Here is a 16,798-nt window from a genome sequence, read left to right on the forward strand (position 1 = left end):
AAATGGCAACACTCCGGCCTAAGTTCCCCCTTTAGGGGGACAGGGGGTGTCAGGGCTGTTTGAGCTCTATTATCTGAAACGGCCGCCCCAATTTTTCCAGCTGGCTGGTAAGCCTTTCGCAACTGGTATCGGTGATAAAAACCTGGCTTTCGTTTTCCGTACATACCCGCATCAGGAGGTTGGAGATGCGTTCCTCGTCCAGCTTTTCGAATACATCATCCAGCAGGATAAAAGGGGGGGTGCGTTTTTCCTGGTGCAGAATATCTACTTCCGCTAGTTTGAGGGCAAAAAGCAGGCTCTTGCGCTGTCCCTGCGAGGCGATGCTTTTAAAAGTTTGCTCGGCCATATTCAGGGTAAGGTCATCGCGGTGTATGCCGGCCGTAGTGCGCTGAAGCATCAGGTCCTTCTGGCGGGTAGTATGCAGCAAATGCTCCAGCGGGGTATGGTGCAGTTCGCTTTCATAAAAAAGTTGCAGGGGCTCGTACTGGCGGGCAATTTCGTTGTACAACTGTTTTACCGCAGGCAAAAATCCAAGCAGGAAGTGCTGCCGTTTTCCAAAAATAAAATTGCCTTCCCGGGATAGTTGTTCATCCAAAATGTCCAGCACCGACAGGTCGCGGCCCCCAAAGCCTGATGAATAGTTGCGCAGAAAAGAATTACGCTGCTGAAGGATCCGGGTATAATTAATCAGGGATTGCAGGTAATCGGGATCAAGCTGGGAGAGGAGGGTATCCACAAATTTGCGGCGCTCCTCGCTGGTACCGATGATCAGCTGCACATCATCGGGGGCAATCACCACGCAAGGGTAGCGGCCGATATGTTTGGAGAAACGGCTATAGGCATCCCCATCAACCGAGAACTCTTTTTTTCCTGTTTCACGCAAAATGCAAACGGCTTGCTCGGCATGGCCGCGCAAATTGAACTTGCCTTCGATCCGGAAACCCTGGTGGCCATGCATGGTAACCAGCGCATCCTGACGGGTAAAATAGCTTTTGGTGAAACAGAGATAGTGCAGAGCGTCCAGCAGGTTGGTTTTGCCCATGCCATTAAGCCCGCAAATACCCACAATGGATTCGGTAAACTGAAACTCCTGGTGGAAATAGTTTTTGAACTGAAACAGCGATATGGAATGACAACGGAGGTCCAACGCTGCAAAGAAAAGGGGATAATGTGAAAATGAGCCAAAGTGGTAATAGGCTAATTAGCTATTTTGCTAATGTGCTAAAGTTTCGGTCGAAAAGGATGATTTTTTCCGGGTTTTCGTGTTGGTACAAATGTCCCAAAAAACTTAATTGCCTATGTCTTATAGAAGCGTACTGCATCTTTTTAGCACATTATCCCATTAGCTAATTAGCACATTGGCACATTAGCTAATTACCCTATTACCATATTCTCATCTTTCCCTTATTTTTGCCCCTCAAATTTCCAACCGTGGCTACACAATTTTCGAAAGAAACTTATCTGTACTGGTACGAACTTATGCAGTTGATCCGTCAGTTTGAACTGATGGCTGAGGAAAAATACAAGATGGAAGGCAAGATCCGTGGCTTCTTCCACTCCTATGTGGGCCAGGAGGCAATTGCCGCCGGATGTATGACCGCAACAAAGCCTGAAGATTCCTTTATCACCGCCTACCGCGACCACGGTCTTGCGGTTGCCAAAGGCGTATCGGTAAACAGCTGCATGGCCGAACTGTATGGTAAAGCTACAGGCTGCGCCAAAGGCAAGGGTGGCTCGATGCACTTCTTTGGCAAGGATGTAAACTTTTTTGGCGGCCACGGAATCGTAGGTGCCCAAATTGGTACCGGCGCAGGCATCGCTTTCGCCGAGCAGTACAACGGCACCGATAATGTTTGCCTCACCTTCTTTGGTGACGGCGCCTCCCGCCAGGGCATGCTGCATGAGACCTTCAACCTGGCCATGCTGTGGAAGCTGCCCGTGATCTTTATTTGCGAAAACAACAACTACGCGATGGGTACCTCGGTGAAGCGTACCTCCAACGTACACGATATTTACAAGCTGGCAGATGCTTACGAAATGCCTGCCGACCAGGTAGATGGTATGCGCCCCGAGGCCGTACACGAAGCCATGAGCCGTGCCGTAAAGCGTGCCCGCTCCGGCGATGGTCCCACACTGCTGGAGATCAAAACCTACCGCTACAAAGGCCACTCCATTTCTGATCCCCAGAAATACCGCACCAAGGACGAAGTGGAAGAGTACCGCGCCAAGGATCCTGTAGCCATCATTGAGCAGACCATCCTCGACAACAAATTTGCTACGCCTGAAGAACTGGCAGTCATTAACAAGCGTGTAGAAGACGCAGTGGTTGAAAGCGTGCGGTTTGCCGAAGAATCTCCCTGGCCCAGCGATGACGAGGTGTTAAAAGATGTGTACATCGACCAAGATTATCCCTTCATTGTAGACTAATACTGCTTGCCCTTTTTAATTTTATTTTCATGGTAGAAACAAATCAAACTGTACCCACCCGAAACGACAACGAGGTAGTGGTAGAAAAAGCCAGGGACTTCTGGGCCCGTAGTGGCAAGACCGTTACCATCGCAGCCCTGGCTGTGATCGTGTTGGGCGCTGCTTACCTGGGTTATAAATACCTGATTCAGGCACCTAAAGAGAAAAAGGCTGCCGATGCACTGGCTGTTGCCGAAGGTTATTTCCGTTCCGATTCCATTGGTGTTGCGCTTAATGGCGATGGTGTAAATCCCGGTATGCTCAAGGTAATTGACCAGTACGGTGGCACCAAGGCCGGTAACCTGGCCCGCTATTATGCCGGTACCCTGCTGTTGAAGCAAGGAAAGCCAGCAGATGCTGCCAAGCACCTGGGCGATTTCAGCACCGACAGCAAGATGGTTCAGGCACGTGCCTACAAACTGCTGGGTGATGCCTATGCCGAGCAGGGCAAGAACAGCGATGCGCTGGCACAGTACAAGAAGGCCGCCAGGCATTTTACGGACGATGAAGTGAATGCTTCTGAATACCTCTTTCTCGCCGCATATTTTGCCGACCGCGTGGTAAAAGACCAGCAGCAGGCTATTGAGCTGTTCAAGGAACTGAAAGAAAAATTCCCCCGCACCGAACGTGGTTTCGAGGCGGACAAGTACCTGGCCCAGTTGGGACAATACAAATAAGTAAACAGTCTTTAGTTGATAGATCAAAGTCAAAATATGAACTATCAATTAAAGACTTTGAACTGAAATTATTATGGCTGATGTAGCAAACAGCAAGTTATTACAACAGGTAGAGGGCATCCAGCAAGTTCAGGATGCCCTTGTTGTTTTGGTTAAGACCGAGTGGAACGCAACGGTAGTGGACGAACTGGAAAGGGGAGCCCTTGCCGTATTGAAACAGTACGGCATAGCGGCAAAAACTTTGGTGGTGCCCGGGGCGGTTGAAATCCCTTTTGCCATCCAGCGCTGCTGGGCAAAAAGCCAGCAAAAGCCGGCTGCTTTTATTGCATTGGGCTGCGTAGTACGTGGTGGTACCCCCCATTTTGAATACGTGTGCCAAACTGTAACCGATGGTGTTACCCACCTGAACCTGAACCTTCCCGTTCCGGTAATTTATGGCGTACTCACCGTTAACACCGATGAACAGGCCCGCGAACGTATTGGCGGAATCCATGGCCATAAAGGAGAAGAGGCGGCCATCACGGCTTTGAAGATGATGGTGTTGAATGAAGCATTGAATGATGAGTAATGAATAAGAGGTAGTAGAATTCTGTTTGCTGCTCGTTCGTTTTTTATTTGTGCTGCTCACTTTTTACTCATCATATATTATTCATCCCCGCTTTCATGAACGTCCAACTGTTTATTCCCTGCTTTGTAGATCAACTTTATCCTGATGCGGCCTTCAATATGGTGAAAGTGCTGCAAAAGGCCGGTTGTACCGTTAGCTATAATGCCAACCAAACCTGTTGCGGCCAACCTGCCTTTAATGCCGGCTTTTGGGATGATTCCAGAACCATTTGTGGCAAGTTCCTGGACGACTTCAATACCGAAGATTATATTGTTGCGCCCAGTGCTTCCTGTGTGGGTTTTGTACGCAACTACTACAGTAAGCTTTTTACCGAAGGAGCAGCAGCTGAAAAGGCGAAAAAGATCGGTGCAAATATTTTCGAGTTTTCCGATTTTCTGGTTAATGTGCTGGGTAAGACAGATTTTGGTGCCCGCCTCCAAGGCCAGGCTACTTACCACGACTCCTGTGCGGCACTCCGCGAATGCAAGATCAAACAGGAACCGCGAACACTACTCGATAATGTACAGGGTCTTTCGTTAACCGAAATGCAGGATGTGGAAACCTGTTGCGGCTTCGGGGGCACTTTTGCTGTTAAGTTTGAACCCATCTCGATAGGTATGGGCGAACAAAAAGTGGAAAATGCCGTAGCCACCGGTGCCGAGTACCTTATCTCCACCGACCTTTCCTGCCTGATGCACCTGGATGGTTATATCCGGAAAAACAATAGCAACATCAAGGTCATGCATTTGGCCGATGTGCTGGCGAGCGGTTGGTAAGCAGCCCCTCCCAGCCCTCCCCGTAGGGAGTTGGGAACCCGCAGGTTTGAACAGGAATAATTCATAATAATATTGCGGATTTGAAATTTTGAAATTCCTGGAACCTCTGGAACGGCTGAAATACCTAATGCAACCAGTGTGTGTCCCTCTTAAAGATTTGAAACAAATCCTACCCTAAATAATGAATATGGCTAAAAAGCAATCAGGAACTGCTGCTACTACCTCCGTCCCTACCGGGGAGGACCGGGGAGGAGCTGCCTACTGGCTGATCAAATCCGAACCATTTAAATATTCCTGGGACCAGTTTGTACAGGATGGTTCCACCTTTTGGGATGGCGTGCGCAATTATGCCGCCCGCAACAACCTGCGGGCCATGAAAGTAGGCGACAAAGCTTTTTTTTACCACAGCAATGAAGGCCTGGAGATCGTAGGCGTAGCCGAAGTGATCCGGGAAGCTTACCAGGATCCAACGTCGGAGGAAGAGACCTGGTCGGCTGTGGACTTTAAACCAGTGCGCAAGCTGCAAAATCCTGTATCGCTCAAAGTCATCAAAGCCGATCCACGCCTGGAGCAAATGGCATTATTAAGGCTTGGCCGGCTTTCGGTGCAGCCTGTAACCCCTGAAGAATGGGAGCTGGTTTTGCAGTATGAAAGGGGAACATAAAAACTCCCATAGCCAGGCTAATATTCAAGGGAACTGAATAAGTATCAACACAGCCAGACAACTGCAAAAGAACAATCCGTTGCTGTTGTTTGGCTGTTTGCATTTACACTATTATAAAACGCCTGGAAGGCCCATTCCCCGAGCTATTGTTTAAACGGGCCATTGCTGCACCAGTTGAAACAGCTCTTTCATGCTGTATACCTTATGCTTTGCAAACTGCGTTCTGGCCGCAACAATCATGGCCCGCGCCACATCAAAACCCTGGATGGATTTAGTTACGCCCAAACCGGGCACAAACTGCAATGCACCACTCAGGGACAAGGCCAGCTGTTCACCCAGCCGCTTTTCCGTTCTTGCTCCCGCCAACAGGCCAGGTTGCATAATGGAAATATGCTGGAAAGATAACTGGCTGATATCCCGCTCCAATTCACCCTTCATCCGGCTGTAAAAGAAAAAAGAATCGGTTGCCGCATTGGCCGAAGAAACGAGTACATAATGTGTCACACCATTGGCAGCCGCAGCGGCTGCAAACTGGTACTGGTAAGTGTAGTCTACTTTATACTGGGCTTGTTTGCTGCCCGCAGCAGCAAGGGTGGTACCCAGGGCAGAAAACAAAACGGTGCCTTTTACCTGCTGCCGCCATTGCCCGGGCTGGTCAAAATCAATGACATGCTCCCGTAGTTTGGGGTGGGTGATACCCGTAGGCCGGCGCACAAAAACATGTACTTCCTGCCAGTGGGCATCGGTAAGCAGCAGTTGGGTAAGCTGTTTGCCTACCAGGCCGGTAGCGCCAAGTACAAGGGCTGTTGCCATAAATAAAGGTTGAAAGGTTGGTAAAAAGTTCTTTTTGCCGGAAAGGGATCGCAAAACAAATGCCCGGCTTTACCGGGCATTTGTTGCAAGCTAGCGCTTTCCCTGCAGGCGCTCAGCAATGGCCACCTCAAGGCTGTCGGGCATGGTACCCGCATCATCATCAATGGGAGCCAGGCGGCCAAGGGAGGGATCGTAGTAAAAGATGTGGTCATCGCCACCGTTATAAGTTACCCGGTAGCGGGTTTCTTCATTAAACGAAAAAGGCTCGGCAGTAACACGGTACGGCACTTTGTCTACCAACAGTTCGAAAGTTTGTTCCATTATTTACCATTTTCCTTTCGCCCTGCAAATACAAGTCCATAATAAGGTATGGCTGAGGTTTAGGGCGTTGGAGCTGATTTACCTGCAGGGGCAGAACCGTATACAAAAAGACCACAGCCTACAGCCTACAAACCACCTTTAGGTTTCCCATGTGGTCTGTCGTCTGTAGGCTGTGGTCTTCCTATCTTCTGCCAATGTTCAGGTTGCAGTATTACCAGCTACTGATAAATTGCAACGCACGGCTGGATCTAAAATGACTTTGCCTGCTCTTCCTTTATATTAACCTCGGTAACCGGACCCCATTTTTTTGCCAGTTCCCTGATTTCGGAAGCTTTGCCTACCAGCACAAACTGGAGCTTGTCTTTTGGAAAATACCTCTGGATGATTTCCTTGGCCCGGGCAGTGGTGAGGCCATCCACCTGCTTTTGAAAATTGTTGATATACGACTCGTCGAAGCCATACCAGTACATTTGGGTGAGCAAGCCGGCCAGCTGGCCGGAAGTTTCGTACCGGGGCGGAAACTGTCCTTTCACATAGTTCTTTGCCGATGCCAAAGTGTTTTCATCCACACCCTGGGTGTGCAGGCGCTGCATTACTTCCAGGGCCTTGTCGATGGCGGCCGCAGTGTTTTTGGTAGCCGTAAAAGTGGAAATGCGGAAACTGCCGCCATTCTTCAGGCTGCTGAACCCGCTGTTGGCACCATAGGTAAGGCCACTGTTTACCCGCAATTCGTCGTTGAGCCAGGAGGTGAAACGACCACCCAGGATGGTATTGATGACATCAATGGCAACCAGGTCGGGGTTACTGCGGCTTACACCCGGTGCACCGATGTAAAAGGTAGTTTCGCGGGCATCGTCCTTATTTACCAGCAAAACTTTGGCAGATGCCGGTGCGTTTATGGGCTGGTTGGCGAGGTTGGCAGGCAGGTTGCCCTTGGTCCATTTTCCAAACAGGTCGGCCAGGAGCTTTTTCATCTCCCTGCTGTCAAAATCGCCGGCAACAGCAATGGCAGAACCATTGGGCAGGTATTGTGCCTTGTAAAAAGCAGCCACATCCTTTGCGCTAAGGGCAGCCACACTCGCCTTGTTACCGCTGGCCGGATTGGCGTACACATGGCCGGCAAACATTACCTGGTCAAAATAGTTGCCGATCACCTGGCGGGGGCTTTCCTTGGCCTGCTCCAGTTGCACCAGGGTGCGCTGTTGTTCCTTGCGGAATTCGGCCGTGTCAAAGCGGGGCGACAGTACAATGTCGCGGATCAGGCCCAAAACAGTAGCCGCATCTTTGCGGGCAAAACGGGCACTCAGCCCAGCGCTTTCCTTACCTGCATAAGTATTCACTTCAGCACCCAGGTAGTCGATGGTGGAATCCAGCACCTGCTTGCTCATGGTGCGGGTGCCATGCATCAGGGCTGAGGCAGTAAGCGAAGCCAGTCCCGACTTTTGCGCATCGTAAATGGCACCAGCGGGAAAAATGGCTGATACGGACACCAGGGGAACTTCTTTTTGTTCCATCAGGTACACCGTAAGGCCATTGGGCAACTGGAATTTCTGGTAGGGGGGAAGTTTGAAGGCAGCTTGCTGCGACTGTGCAATGAAGCAGGCCAGCAGGGTTATACAGAATAAAAGCTTTTTCATGTGGGTTGTATTACCGGTTATTTGGGGTGAGCACATTAATCGATATTGGACTGGAGCACGCCAACAGTGCGGGTGCTTTTGCGCAAGTACTTGTTGGCAACCCGCTGGATGTCGGCAGTGGTCAGTTTGTTGTATTCCTGCGGTGCTTCAAACAGCTTGCGGTAATCGCCAAAATATGCCTCGTAGTTACCCAAATTATTGCTCTTACCGTTGATGGTTTCCAGTTGGCGGTAGAGTTCTACCGTTTTTTGGTTCTTGATTTTTTGCAACTCAGCCTCGGTGATGCCTTCGCGCTTCAGCTTTTCCAGTTGGGTGTAAATGGCCTGCTCCAATGTTTCGGGTTGTACACCGGCATTGGTTACGGCATTGATGGAAAAAAGATTGGGATCAAATGACTCACCAAAGTATACGAATACACTGGTGGCCAGTTGTTGCTGGTCAACCAGCGATGCATACAATCGGCTGGAATTGCCGGCAGCCAGCACCGATTCCAGCACCTTTAGTGCATAATAATCCGAATCGCGGGTAGCTGGAGTGCGGTAGGCAATACTCAGGTAAGGCGTTGCCACTTCTTTCTGCACCACAATGCGGCGTTCACCCAGTTGCGGGCTTTCCACCAGGTGCACGGGCTTGGGTGCCGGTTGTGCGGCAATGGGTTCCAGGTATTTTGTTGCCAGTCTTTTTACGTCTTCTGTTTTTACACCGCCCGAAACCACCACCACGGCATTGTTGGGAGCATAGTAGGTGCGGAAGTAATATTCCAGGTCTTTCTTTGTCCAGTTTTTAATGTCCTGCTCGTAGCCAATTACCGGCCAGTGGTAGGGTCCATCCTGGAAGGCAGTAGCCTGCACGTTTTCCAGCAGCAGGCGCCAGGGCGAGTTTTCCAAACCCGTACTTCTTTCGGATAGCACCACGCCGCGTTCGCTTTCCACCATGGCCGAATCGATATTCAGGCTGGCGATGCGGTCGGCCTCTAGGTCAAAGATGGTTTCCAGCGCCGATGCAGGGAACCAGTCCGTATACACCGTCATGTCTTCGGTGGTATAGGCGTTATTGGCGCCGCCATTGAATTCCATTACCCGGTCAAATTGCTTGGGTCCGTGTTTTTTGGCGCCATTGAACATCATGTGTTCAAAAAAATGCGAGAGGCCGGTGATTCCCGGATGTTCATTGCGGGACCCTACCTTGTAGAACAGGTACATATTGGCGTTGGGAATGGAAAAGTCCTCGAGCACCAGGAACTTCATCCCATTTTTAAGGGTGAAGGTCTGAACGTCGGAAGCCTTGTTTTGGGCCTGGCTACCCATACTTAAGCCCAGCAGGGCCAGCAGGATCAGTTTTCTCATGTGTGTAAACGGTTTGCCCGGTTGGATACGGGTTTGGTTAAATGGGAATGCAAAGAGCGTGATCAAATTGAAGCCGATAGTTTAAATCAGGACTCCCTGTTGGCTCCTTCGGGGGTAAAAGCGGGAATGCAAATGCTCCAATACTGGCATTCGGTTTCAAAAGGATTGGAGTAGCGCACCTTGGTGCCCGCAGCAATAAAGATGCTTTGGCCAGCTTCCAGCACTACGGTTTTCCCATCCGCTTCCACTTGTTTGCGGCCGCTGCTTACCAGGGTGTATTCATCGAAATCGGGTGTTTGAAAAGGTTCGCCCCAACCCGGAGGTGCCACCATCCGGGCAATGCTGTGACCAATGTTGGCAGTAGCTACAACGCCAAAATGTTCTTCGATCAGTTTACCATCGGTGGTAGGAACAATGAATGGAGCCTTCTGGTGAAAATGTGGCATGTACAGGTATTATGTTGAGAATAGTAATAAGGACAATTAGTGCCTTGCTAATTGGTTTATAATTATTAACGGCCCACAAATTACAGCCAATGGCAACAATTAAAATTAATGAGGCTGTTTGTTTAGGGGTATATATTTGTAGTTTATTCCCTTTTTACCATACCCATCACAACGAAACCGATGAATATCAAAAGCATTGCTCGCCGTATTTTCAAAACAGAAGAAAAAAAAGAGGATACCATCAACGGGGAATTTGGACAAAGAATCAGGGCGCGACATGCCCGTTTTTGGAAGACCGAAGATGGTGAACAGGTACGCAATACCATCCATTTTGCCGAAGACCCCATAGAAATCTGGAAGGACAAACAGCTATGGCAGCGTAAGCTGAGTAATAAATTCAATGCCCGCGAGTTTGCCAAAAAGCATGGCTGTCAGGTTGCGGAGTTGTATTGGAGAGGCCGCGATCTGAACACGCTGGACTTTGCCCAGCTGCCTGCACAATATGTAATGCGGCCAACAATAGGACACAACTCCAACCAGGTATTTCTTATGAATGACGGGGTGAATATCCTGGAAAACAAACCTTACACGCCAGAAGAAATCAAAGCAGCCCTGCAAAAGGCTTTTGACGCTAACCCCAGTCTCGAATTCGTGGTAGAGGAGTTCCTGCAAAATGAAGCCGGCGAATACAAGATTCCTGTTGATTACAAAATGTATTTGTTCAATGGTGAGCTGGCTGCTTTCCTGGTCATCCAGCGCTCCGGCCCTACCAAAGGTTTTGGCAATTTTTATGACGAAAAATGGACCCCCATAGAGCGCCTGCGCACCCATTATCCTGAAGGAGAGTTGCTTCCTAAACCCCATTGTTTTGACCAGATGGTGGCTGATGCCAAACGCCTGAGCAAGGCTTATGAAATTTTTGTGCGGATTGATTTTTATGCTACACCGCAGGGCGCCGTGTTTGGTGAGTTTACCCCCACGCCTGCATTGGGTAAAGATTACACCGAAGCTGGCGAACAATTATTGCTTTCCTATTGGAACCGGTTTACACCCGGTAAATTCTGATTGTTACAGGAATGTTTCAGGATATCTTTTAGCATGAAAAAAAGACTCGTTGTACTCACCGGTGCCGGCATCAGCGCGGAAAGTGGACTGAAAACTTTCCGCGATGCCGACGGTTTGTGGGAAGGATATGATATCGAGGAAGTGGCAACGGCTACTGCATGGCGGCGCAACCCGGCACTGGTGCAGGAGTTTTACAATATGCGCCGTAAAAATGTACAGGAGGCGCAACCCAATAGCGCCCATTTGGAACTGGCAGCCTTGGAGCAGCACTTCGACGTGCAAATCATCACCCAAAATATTGACGATCTGCACGAAAGGGCAGGCTCTTCACAGGTACTGCACCTGCACGGCGAAATTTTGAAGATGCGTAGTGAGTTGGATGAAGAGCTGGTCTTTCCTGTTGCAGGCGATATTCAAATGGGCGATCTGGCGCCTGATGGCGCTCAGCTTCGACCGCATATTGTATGGTTTGAAGAAGCCGTTCCCATGATAGAGCCGGCAGCAGCCCTGGTTAGAAAGGCGGATATTTTTGTGGTGGTGGGCACATCACTGGTGGTGTACCCAGCGGCAGGCTTAGTAGACTTTGCGCCCCGGCATATACCCAAGTTTATTGTAGACAAAAAGATTCCTTACAATGCATCCCTGCCCAATCTTCAAACCATTGAAGCGCCTGCAACGGAGGGTATCAAACAATTGACCCACATGCTTGAGTCGATGCGGTAACAGCTATTTTGAAATGGTTTTTCCGGTAGCTTTTCGTGCGGAGACAATTGAATCTAAAGGGTTTTTTCCTGCTCCACAAAGCATATGCCTTTTTGCTCCAGCGCTTCCAGTACCGGGTTAAAAATGCCAGGCAGAATAGGTATATGCAAGCCCCGTACTGGTAGTTTGTTTTGCAGCAGCAATACCGCTGCAATGCCCAGGGGTAAACCTACGGTTGTGGCCATGGCTGTGCGGCTGTCGTCTTCGCCTTCCAGCACCAGGGAGCTTTCTACCTGGTAGCTGCGGCCATCCAATTCATAGGCAATCTGGTGAAGCATGACCACCAGGTCGCGGTCGCCGGGTTTTAAGGCCAGCTTTTGCTCTAGGGCAAATTGCAGCAGTTCGGCAGCCGAGCAGCGGCCTTTGTTTACCAGCGTAAGGTCGTCGTTCAAACCCAGGTAAAACAGCTGCTGCAGGGTGAGCTTCGACTCGTGCATCCGGAAGGCGAGGGAAGCGGCAGCGTTGTATTTCAGGCCATCGAGGTCAACCTCACGGAGGTCGCCTTTTTCGTCTACCAGCAACATCTCCTCCGGCTCCTGCTTGCTGGCCCTATTGCTTTCATTTTCCAGTTCAACCAGTTCCATCAGGCTACGCAACAGCTCCTGGCTGCCCTCCAACTGGCTTTTCAGCTTTTGCTCCAGCCAGCTGCTGAATTGAAAGCGGTCCATGTGCTCCTTGAAAACCGAAGCAAGGGTTCTGCCATCGCTTTCGTAAAAGGTGGCCGTGCTCGTGAGCTGCAGGTCTACGAGGTTTTTCCATCCATAAATAAAATCCGGATGCCGCAGGGTGGTGCGCACAAAATCGCGGCAATGCGGGAGGCCATAAATGTCCAGGTAATGTAGGGAATCGCGGTTGGGGTACCAACAATAGGTTTGATCCTGTATCTCCACGGGTCTGCGTTCCGAAAAAAGATCGGCGTAGGGTAATTGTATCTTTTTACCCCCTTTTAAGAACAGGGCGCCTTCTTTACCGGCATGTACTACGTTGCGGGGATTCCAGCTTATTTTATAGTGCCAGGGATTATCGTCATTTCCGGGTGCTACCAATCCGCCACAATGCGAGTAAAAGCGGGTCACCTTGCCACCAAGAGCCTTAATGTCATTGAGCAGCTTCATGGCACTCATGTGGTCTATACCAGGATCGAGACCCATTTCGCATAAAAAGAGCAACCCTTTTTCCTCTATTGTCGGTCTGAGCGCTTCCAGCTGCGTATCGATATAGGAGGCGGTGAGCAGGTGTTTTCCTTCCTGCAAACAGGTTTGGGCCACCTGGATATGTAAGGAAGGCGGGAGCATGGAAATCACCACGTCGGCATGCCTGATGCGGGCTGTGCGGGAATCGACATCCAAGATGTCGAAAGAAACAGCCTCCCCGGAAGGATGGCCATTGATTTTACTTGCTGCAAGCGACAGTTGTGCATCTACCACCACCAGCAGCCAGCCGTACCGGGCACATTGCTCCAAAAGATATTCGATCAGCACGGTTGCCGATTTGCCGGCGCCGAAAAGCAGGATTTGTTTCATACCGTTTCGAAAGGCCTAATATAGGGATTCGATGTGATGCGTCAATCCCCGGCATTCAGGAAACAGTTAAAGTGCACGCAAGGAAGTGCGGAGCGATTTGGACCTGATTTCCTGGATATAACAGTGCACCTGGGCATCGGGTAAAACATTGCCAAGTTCCAGCACCCGCACACCCAGCGGGCTGAGCGAGTCCGCTGTAATATTTTCGGTGCGCAACAGGTGGCCGGCCTTATTCAGTATTTCTACCTGCACAATCACTTTATCGATGGTAGAACGGGTGCCATTGAAAATACGTACCTGCCTGCTATCCCCCCTTTTTTCAGGTGCGGGAGCGCTTACCTCCACATCGTCCAGCAAACCTTTGGGCAGGGCTGCCCCGTTAGCGGTATTGGTTACGATATTCGTATCTGCTGCTGCAATATGCTCACGGGTGAGTGCATGCTGGTATTCATTTTCCACGGCATCTTCAAGTGCCGGACCGCTGCCCGGTTTGTGTGCAGCAATGGAAGGGTGCAGCCCCGACTGTCCATATGCACTCAGGTGCATGGTACTGATCATGATTTGCAAAATGCCAATGGCTGCAAATACTGTAGCCACAAGGGAAAACAAGGATACCCAGGCCGTTGAAACCCGTTTATGGGGCCGCTTGGCCGAATCCTTCCTTTGCAGGGGCGGGAGCACAAAAACATGGGGTGGGACAGGAGCCGTTAATCGGTACACGGTACTTATCTTATGCCTGCGCGGCAGGGCAATAAATACATTAGCCGCATGGTTTGCAGCTCCTGACTTAGGGAATATCTTGCCTTCAGCACGCTTGCCGATCCAGCCTGATGCAATTACCCGCTCCCGCAACCATTGAACCCTGTTCATAGTGCCCCCGTTTTAACAACTGGTATAAAGAAAATACTATGCCCATTGCCTAAACAGGGTTCCCGTTGGAACAATTAAATTTAACAGCAGCTTGCCTAAAGGATCAGCTAAATGTGGGTAAATAGACCTAAACTGTGCGGATATTTAGGCGGCAAAAAAGTATTTTTGCAGGCCTTTAAATGGCTTTATAAAGCTTTAAAAACGAATGGAAGATAATCTGCAACCGCAAGAAACTCAGGATAATAACCGGATTATTCCGGTAAATATCGAAGAGCAGATGAAAACGGCCTATATCGACTACTCTATGTCGGTAATTGTAGGCCGTGCCCTACCTGATGTACGCGATGGTTTCAAACCCGTTCACCGCCGCATTCTCCATGCGATGAACGAATTGGGTATGTACCACAACAAACCGCACAAGAAATCTGCCCGTATTGTGGGCGAGGTTTTGGGTAAATACCACCCACACGGCGACTCCTCGGTGTACGATGCAATGGTGCGTATGGCCCAGGAGTGGAGCATGCGCTACACCATCATCGATGGCCAGGGTAACTTCGGTAACCAGGATGGCGACGGTCCCGCTGCCATGCGTTATACCGAGGCCCGCATGGAAAAGATCACGGAGTATATGCTCCAGGATATTGATAAGGAAACAGTGGATTTCCAGCTCAACTTTGACGACTCGCTGGAAGAACCTACGGTAATGCCTACCCGTGTTCCCCAGTTGCTGGTAAACGGCTCCTCGGGCATCGCTGTGGGTATGGCCACCAACATGATGCCCCACAACCTCTCGGAGGTAATTGACGGCTGTCTGGCCTATATCGACAACCGCGAGATCACCATTGAAGAGCTGATGCAGTATGTAAAAGCCCCCGACTTCCCAACCGGTGGGGTTATCTACGGCATGGAAGGCATCAAGGCTGGCTACAACACCGGCCGTGGCCGCGTGGTGCTGCGTGGTAAAATGCAGGTGGAAACAAAGGCCAGCGGCCGCGAGCAGATCATCGTGACCGAAGTGCCCTACCAGGTAAACCGCGACGCCCTCTGCGACCGCATCGGGCAACTGGTTACCGACAAAACCATTGAAGGTATTGCCCATATCAACAACGAATCGAACAAGAAGGAAGGCACCCGTATTGTAATGGACCTGAAGAGGGACGCTGTTGCCAACGTGGTGATCAACCAATTGTTTAAATACACCGAACTGCAAACCAGCTACGGCATCAACAACGTAGCCCTTGCAAAAGGCCGCCCCAAGATCCTCAACCTGAAGGACCTGATTTCGGAATTTATCGAATTCCGCCATGAGGTGGTAGTGCGCCGCACCCAGTTTGAGCTGCGCGAAGCACAGAAGAAAGCCCATATCCTCCAGGGCTACCTCATTGCCCTCGATCACCTCGATGAAGTAATTGCCCTGATCCGTGCTTCGGCTACACCCGAAGTTGCCCGCGAAGGCCTGATCAACGCAGGCTGGGGACTGGACGAGATCCAGGCACGTGCGATCCTCGAGCTGCGTTTGCAGCGCCTTACCGGCATGGAACGCGACAAGATCAAGGCCGAATTCGATGAACTGATGAAGCTGATCAACTACCTGCAGGAACTGCTGGCCGACGAAGGCAAGCGGTACGAAGTGATCAAAACAGAACTGCAGGAAGTAAAAGATAAGTTTGGCGATGCCCGCAAAACCGAGATCTCTTACCTCGACAACGAAGTAAGCATTAAGGACCTGATCAAGGAAGAAGATGTGGTGATCACCATCTCGCACCTGGGTTATATCAAGCGTACATCGGCTACCGAGTTCCGCTCGCAGAAGCGTGGCGGCCGCGGTGCCCGTGGCGCAGCTACCCGTGATGAAGACTTTGTAGAACACCTTTTTGTGGCCTCTACTCACCATACCATGTTGTTCTTTACCGAGAAGGGCAGGTGTTACTGGCTGAACGTCTACCAGATTCCGGAAGGTGAAAAAACCGGCAAGGGCCGTGCTATTCAGAACATGCTTCAACTGAGCCCGGATGATAAGATCCGTGCCATCATTGATATTCCTGACCTGCAGGACAGCGATTACGTGAACAGCCACGACATCATCCTGTGTACCAAGCAGGGAACCATTATGCGTACGGCGCTGGTTAACTTCAGCCGCCCCCGCACAACTGGTGTTAACGCCATTACCATTGTTGAAGGCGACCAGTTGCTGGAAGCCCGCCTGGCAGACGAGAACACCGAGATGATGATGGCCATTGCTTCGGGTCGCTCCATCCGTTTCCCTGTTGTTAAGGTTCGCCGCTCGGGCCGGGGCGCCATCGGTGTTCGAGGTATCGACGTAGATGAAACCCAGGATGAAGTAATTGGTATGATTTGTGTTAACCCCAGCACGCCCGACCGTACTGTACTGGTTGTGAGCGAAAAAGGCTTTGGTAAACGCACTTCTGTAGAAGAGTACCGCATTACCAACAGAGGCGGGAAGGGTGTAAAAACCATTTCTGTTACTGAAAAAACCGGTAAGTTGGTGGGCCTTTTGGATGTTGCCGACCAGGAAGACCTGATCATTACCTGTAAAAGCGGTATCACCATCCGCATGAAAGTGGCCGACATTCGCGAGTTAGGCCGTGCCGCCCAGGGTGTAAAGCTTATCCGAATCGACGAAAAAGATAAGATAGCAGCCATCACCCGCGTAGATGTGCAGGATGAAGATGAAGTGTTGGACGAAGCTACCGTAGCAGAAGTGGTTGCCGATATTCCTGAAGCCGATGTAGTGGCTCCGGACAATGCAACCGAAACAGAGGAAGGCGCATCTAACGAAGAGCAAGGAGTTCAATCATAATAAT

Annotated in this window: 16 protein-coding genes; 8 read left to right on the top strand and 8 right to left on the bottom strand. The window is 50.4% G+C overall.

The genetic code is table 11. From position 1 onward, the window contains the following. Positions 1-49: 49 nt before the first annotated feature. Positions 50-1,147, bottom strand: coding sequence for a DNA replication/repair protein RecF (gene recF / locus BUE76_RS12905; RefSeq protein WP_073039800.1), 1,098 nt, complete (start codon positions 1,145-1,147; stop codon positions 50-52). A 284-nt stretch (positions 1,148-1,431) separates the two neighbouring features. Between recF and pdhA the strand changes: the two genes are divergently transcribed. The 5 genes from pdhA to BUE76_RS12930 all read left to right on the top strand — a co-directional run bounded on the left by pdhA (position 1,432) and on the right by BUE76_RS12930 (position 5,190). Continuing rightward, entirely contained in the window at positions 1,432-2,427 is a 996-nt protein-coding gene (gene pdhA / locus BUE76_RS12910) for a pyruvate dehydrogenase (acetyl-transferring) E1 component subunit alpha (RefSeq protein WP_073039798.1), read from the top strand. A 29-nt stretch (positions 2,428-2,456) separates the two neighbouring features. Further along, entirely contained in the window at positions 2,457-3,143 is a 687-nt protein-coding gene (locus BUE76_RS12915) for a tetratricopeptide repeat protein (RefSeq protein WP_073039796.1), read from the top strand. Positions 3,144-3,216: 73 nt separating this feature from the next. Next, a complete protein-coding gene (gene ribH, locus BUE76_RS12920; RefSeq protein WP_073039794.1) occupies positions 3,217-3,711 on the top strand; it encodes a 6,7-dimethyl-8-ribityllumazine synthase in 495 nt (164 codons plus the stop codon). 95 nt (positions 3,712-3,806) lie between these two features. After that, positions 3,807-4,526, top strand: coding sequence for a (Fe-S)-binding protein (locus BUE76_RS12925; protein ID WP_073039792.1), 720 nt, complete (start codon positions 3,807-3,809; stop codon positions 4,524-4,526). 187 nt (positions 4,527-4,713) lie between these two features. Next, a complete protein-coding gene (locus tag BUE76_RS12930) occupies positions 4,714-5,190 on the top strand; it encodes an EVE domain-containing protein (protein WP_083596356.1) in 477 nt (158 codons plus the stop codon). A gap of 150 nt (positions 5,191-5,340) precedes the next feature. Here BUE76_RS12930 and BUE76_RS12935 read toward each other — a convergent pair whose 3' ends face one another. The 5 genes from BUE76_RS12935 to BUE76_RS12955 all read right to left on the bottom strand — a co-directional run bounded on the left by BUE76_RS12935 (position 5,341) and on the right by BUE76_RS12955 (position 9,753). Further along, positions 5,341-6,003, bottom strand: a complete 663-nt coding sequence (locus tag BUE76_RS12935) for an NAD(P)H-binding protein (RefSeq protein WP_073039790.1) — start codon at positions 6,001-6,003, stop codon at positions 5,341-5,343. Positions 6,004-6,093: 90 nt separating this feature from the next. After that, positions 6,094-6,324: a hypothetical protein gene (locus BUE76_RS12940; RefSeq protein ID WP_245798290.1), complete on the bottom strand. Its 231-nt coding sequence runs from the start codon at positions 6,322-6,324 to the stop codon at positions 6,094-6,096. Between the two features lie 248 nt (positions 6,325-6,572). After that, on the bottom strand, positions 6,573-7,961 hold the full coding sequence (locus tag BUE76_RS12945) for a M16 family metallopeptidase (protein ID WP_073039786.1): 1,389 nt from the start codon (positions 7,959-7,961) through the stop codon (positions 6,573-6,575). Positions 7,962-7,996: 35 nt separating this feature from the next. Further along, positions 7,997-9,307, bottom strand: a complete 1,311-nt coding sequence (locus BUE76_RS12950) for a M16 family metallopeptidase (RefSeq protein ID WP_073040301.1) — start codon at positions 9,305-9,307, stop codon at positions 7,997-7,999. An 86-nt stretch (positions 9,308-9,393) separates the two neighbouring features. Next, positions 9,394-9,753, bottom strand: a complete 360-nt coding sequence (locus BUE76_RS12955; RefSeq protein ID WP_073039784.1) for a cupin domain-containing protein — start codon at positions 9,751-9,753, stop codon at positions 9,394-9,396. 180 nt (positions 9,754-9,933) lie between these two features. On the opposite strand from BUE76_RS12955, the gene BUE76_RS12960 reads away from it, so the two are divergent. Together BUE76_RS12960 and BUE76_RS12965 are read left to right on the top strand one after the other, a co-directional pair. Continuing rightward, positions 9,934-10,818, top strand: a complete 885-nt coding sequence (locus BUE76_RS12960; protein WP_073039782.1) for an ATP-grasp fold amidoligase family protein — start codon at positions 9,934-9,936, stop codon at positions 10,816-10,818. A 33-nt stretch (positions 10,819-10,851) separates the two neighbouring features. After that, the gene (locus BUE76_RS12965; RefSeq protein WP_073039780.1) at positions 10,852-11,541 is read left to right on the top strand and encodes an SIR2 family NAD-dependent protein deacylase; all 690 of its coding nucleotides are present in this window, start codon (positions 10,852-10,854) and stop codon (positions 11,539-11,541) included. A 53-nt stretch (positions 11,542-11,594) separates the two neighbouring features. Here BUE76_RS12965 and BUE76_RS12970 read toward each other — a convergent pair whose 3' ends face one another. Then, complete coding sequence (locus BUE76_RS12970; protein WP_073039778.1) at positions 11,595-13,103, bottom strand: saccharopine dehydrogenase C-terminal domain-containing protein; 1,509 nt, start codon at positions 13,101-13,103, stop codon at positions 11,595-11,597. A gap of 66 nt (positions 13,104-13,169) precedes the next feature. Next, entirely contained in the window at positions 13,170-13,973 is an 804-nt protein-coding gene (locus tag BUE76_RS12975; RefSeq protein ID WP_073039776.1) for a hypothetical protein, read from the bottom strand. A 205-nt stretch (positions 13,974-14,178) separates the two neighbouring features. Here BUE76_RS12975 and gyrA point away from each other — a divergent pair, with 205 nt between their 5' ends. Next, positions 14,179-16,794: a DNA gyrase subunit A gene (gyrA, locus tag BUE76_RS12980; RefSeq protein ID WP_073039774.1), complete on the top strand. Its 2,616-nt coding sequence runs from the start codon at positions 14,179-14,181 to the stop codon at positions 16,792-16,794. Positions 16,795-16,798 lie beyond the last annotated feature (4 nt).

The sequence above is a fragment of the Cnuella takakiae genome (assembly GCF_001953305.1).
Taxonomy (GTDB): domain Bacteria; phylum Bacteroidota; class Bacteroidia; order Chitinophagales; family Chitinophagaceae; genus Flavisolibacter; species Flavisolibacter takakiae.

Bases quoted from the DNA above. Each gene is read 5' to 3' on its own strand.
- BUE76_RS12915 (WP_073039796.1), top strand. From the start codon at position 2,457: ATGGTAGAAACAAATCAAACTGTACCCACCCGAAACGACAACGAGGTA.
- ribH (WP_073039794.1), top strand. From the start codon at position 3,217: ATGGCTGATGTAGCAAACAGCAAGTTATTACAACAGGTAGAGGGCATC.
- BUE76_RS12925 (WP_073039792.1), top strand. From the start codon at position 3,807: ATGAACGTCCAACTGTTTATTCCCTGCTTTGTAGATCAACTTTATCCT.
- BUE76_RS12930 (WP_083596356.1), top strand. From the start codon at position 4,714: ATGGCTAAAAAGCAATCAGGAACTGCTGCTACTACCTCCGTCCCTACC.
- BUE76_RS12935 (WP_073039790.1), bottom strand. From the start codon at position 6,003: ATGGCAACAGCCCTTGTACTTGGCGCTACCGGCCTGGTAGGCAAACAG.
- BUE76_RS12940 (WP_245798290.1), bottom strand. From the start codon at position 6,324: ATGGAACAAACTTTCGAACTGTTGGTAGACAAAGTGCCGTACCGTGTT.
- BUE76_RS12945 (WP_073039786.1), bottom strand. From the start codon at position 7,961: ATGAAAAAGCTTTTATTCTGTATAACCCTGCTGGCCTGCTTCATTGCA.
- BUE76_RS12950 (WP_073040301.1), bottom strand. From the start codon at position 9,307: ATGAGAAAACTGATCCTGCTGGCCCTGCTGGGCTTAAGTATGGGTAGC.
- BUE76_RS12955 (WP_073039784.1), bottom strand. From the start codon at position 9,753: ATGCCACATTTTCACCAGAAGGCTCCATTCATTGTTCCTACCACCGAT.
- BUE76_RS12960 (WP_073039782.1), top strand. From the start codon at position 9,934: ATGAATATCAAAAGCATTGCTCGCCGTATTTTCAAAACAGAAGAAAAA.
- BUE76_RS12965 (WP_073039780.1), top strand. From the start codon at position 10,852: ATGAAAAAAAGACTCGTTGTACTCACCGGTGCCGGCATCAGCGCGGAA.
- BUE76_RS12970 (WP_073039778.1), bottom strand. From the start codon at position 13,103: ATGAAACAAATCCTGCTTTTCGGCGCCGGCAAATCGGCAACCGTGCTG.
- BUE76_RS12975 (WP_073039776.1), bottom strand. From the start codon at position 13,973: ATGAACAGGGTTCAATGGTTGCGGGAGCGGGTAATTGCATCAGGCTGG.
- gyrA (WP_073039774.1), top strand. From the start codon at position 14,179: ATGGAAGATAATCTGCAACCGCAAGAAACTCAGGATAATAACCGGATT.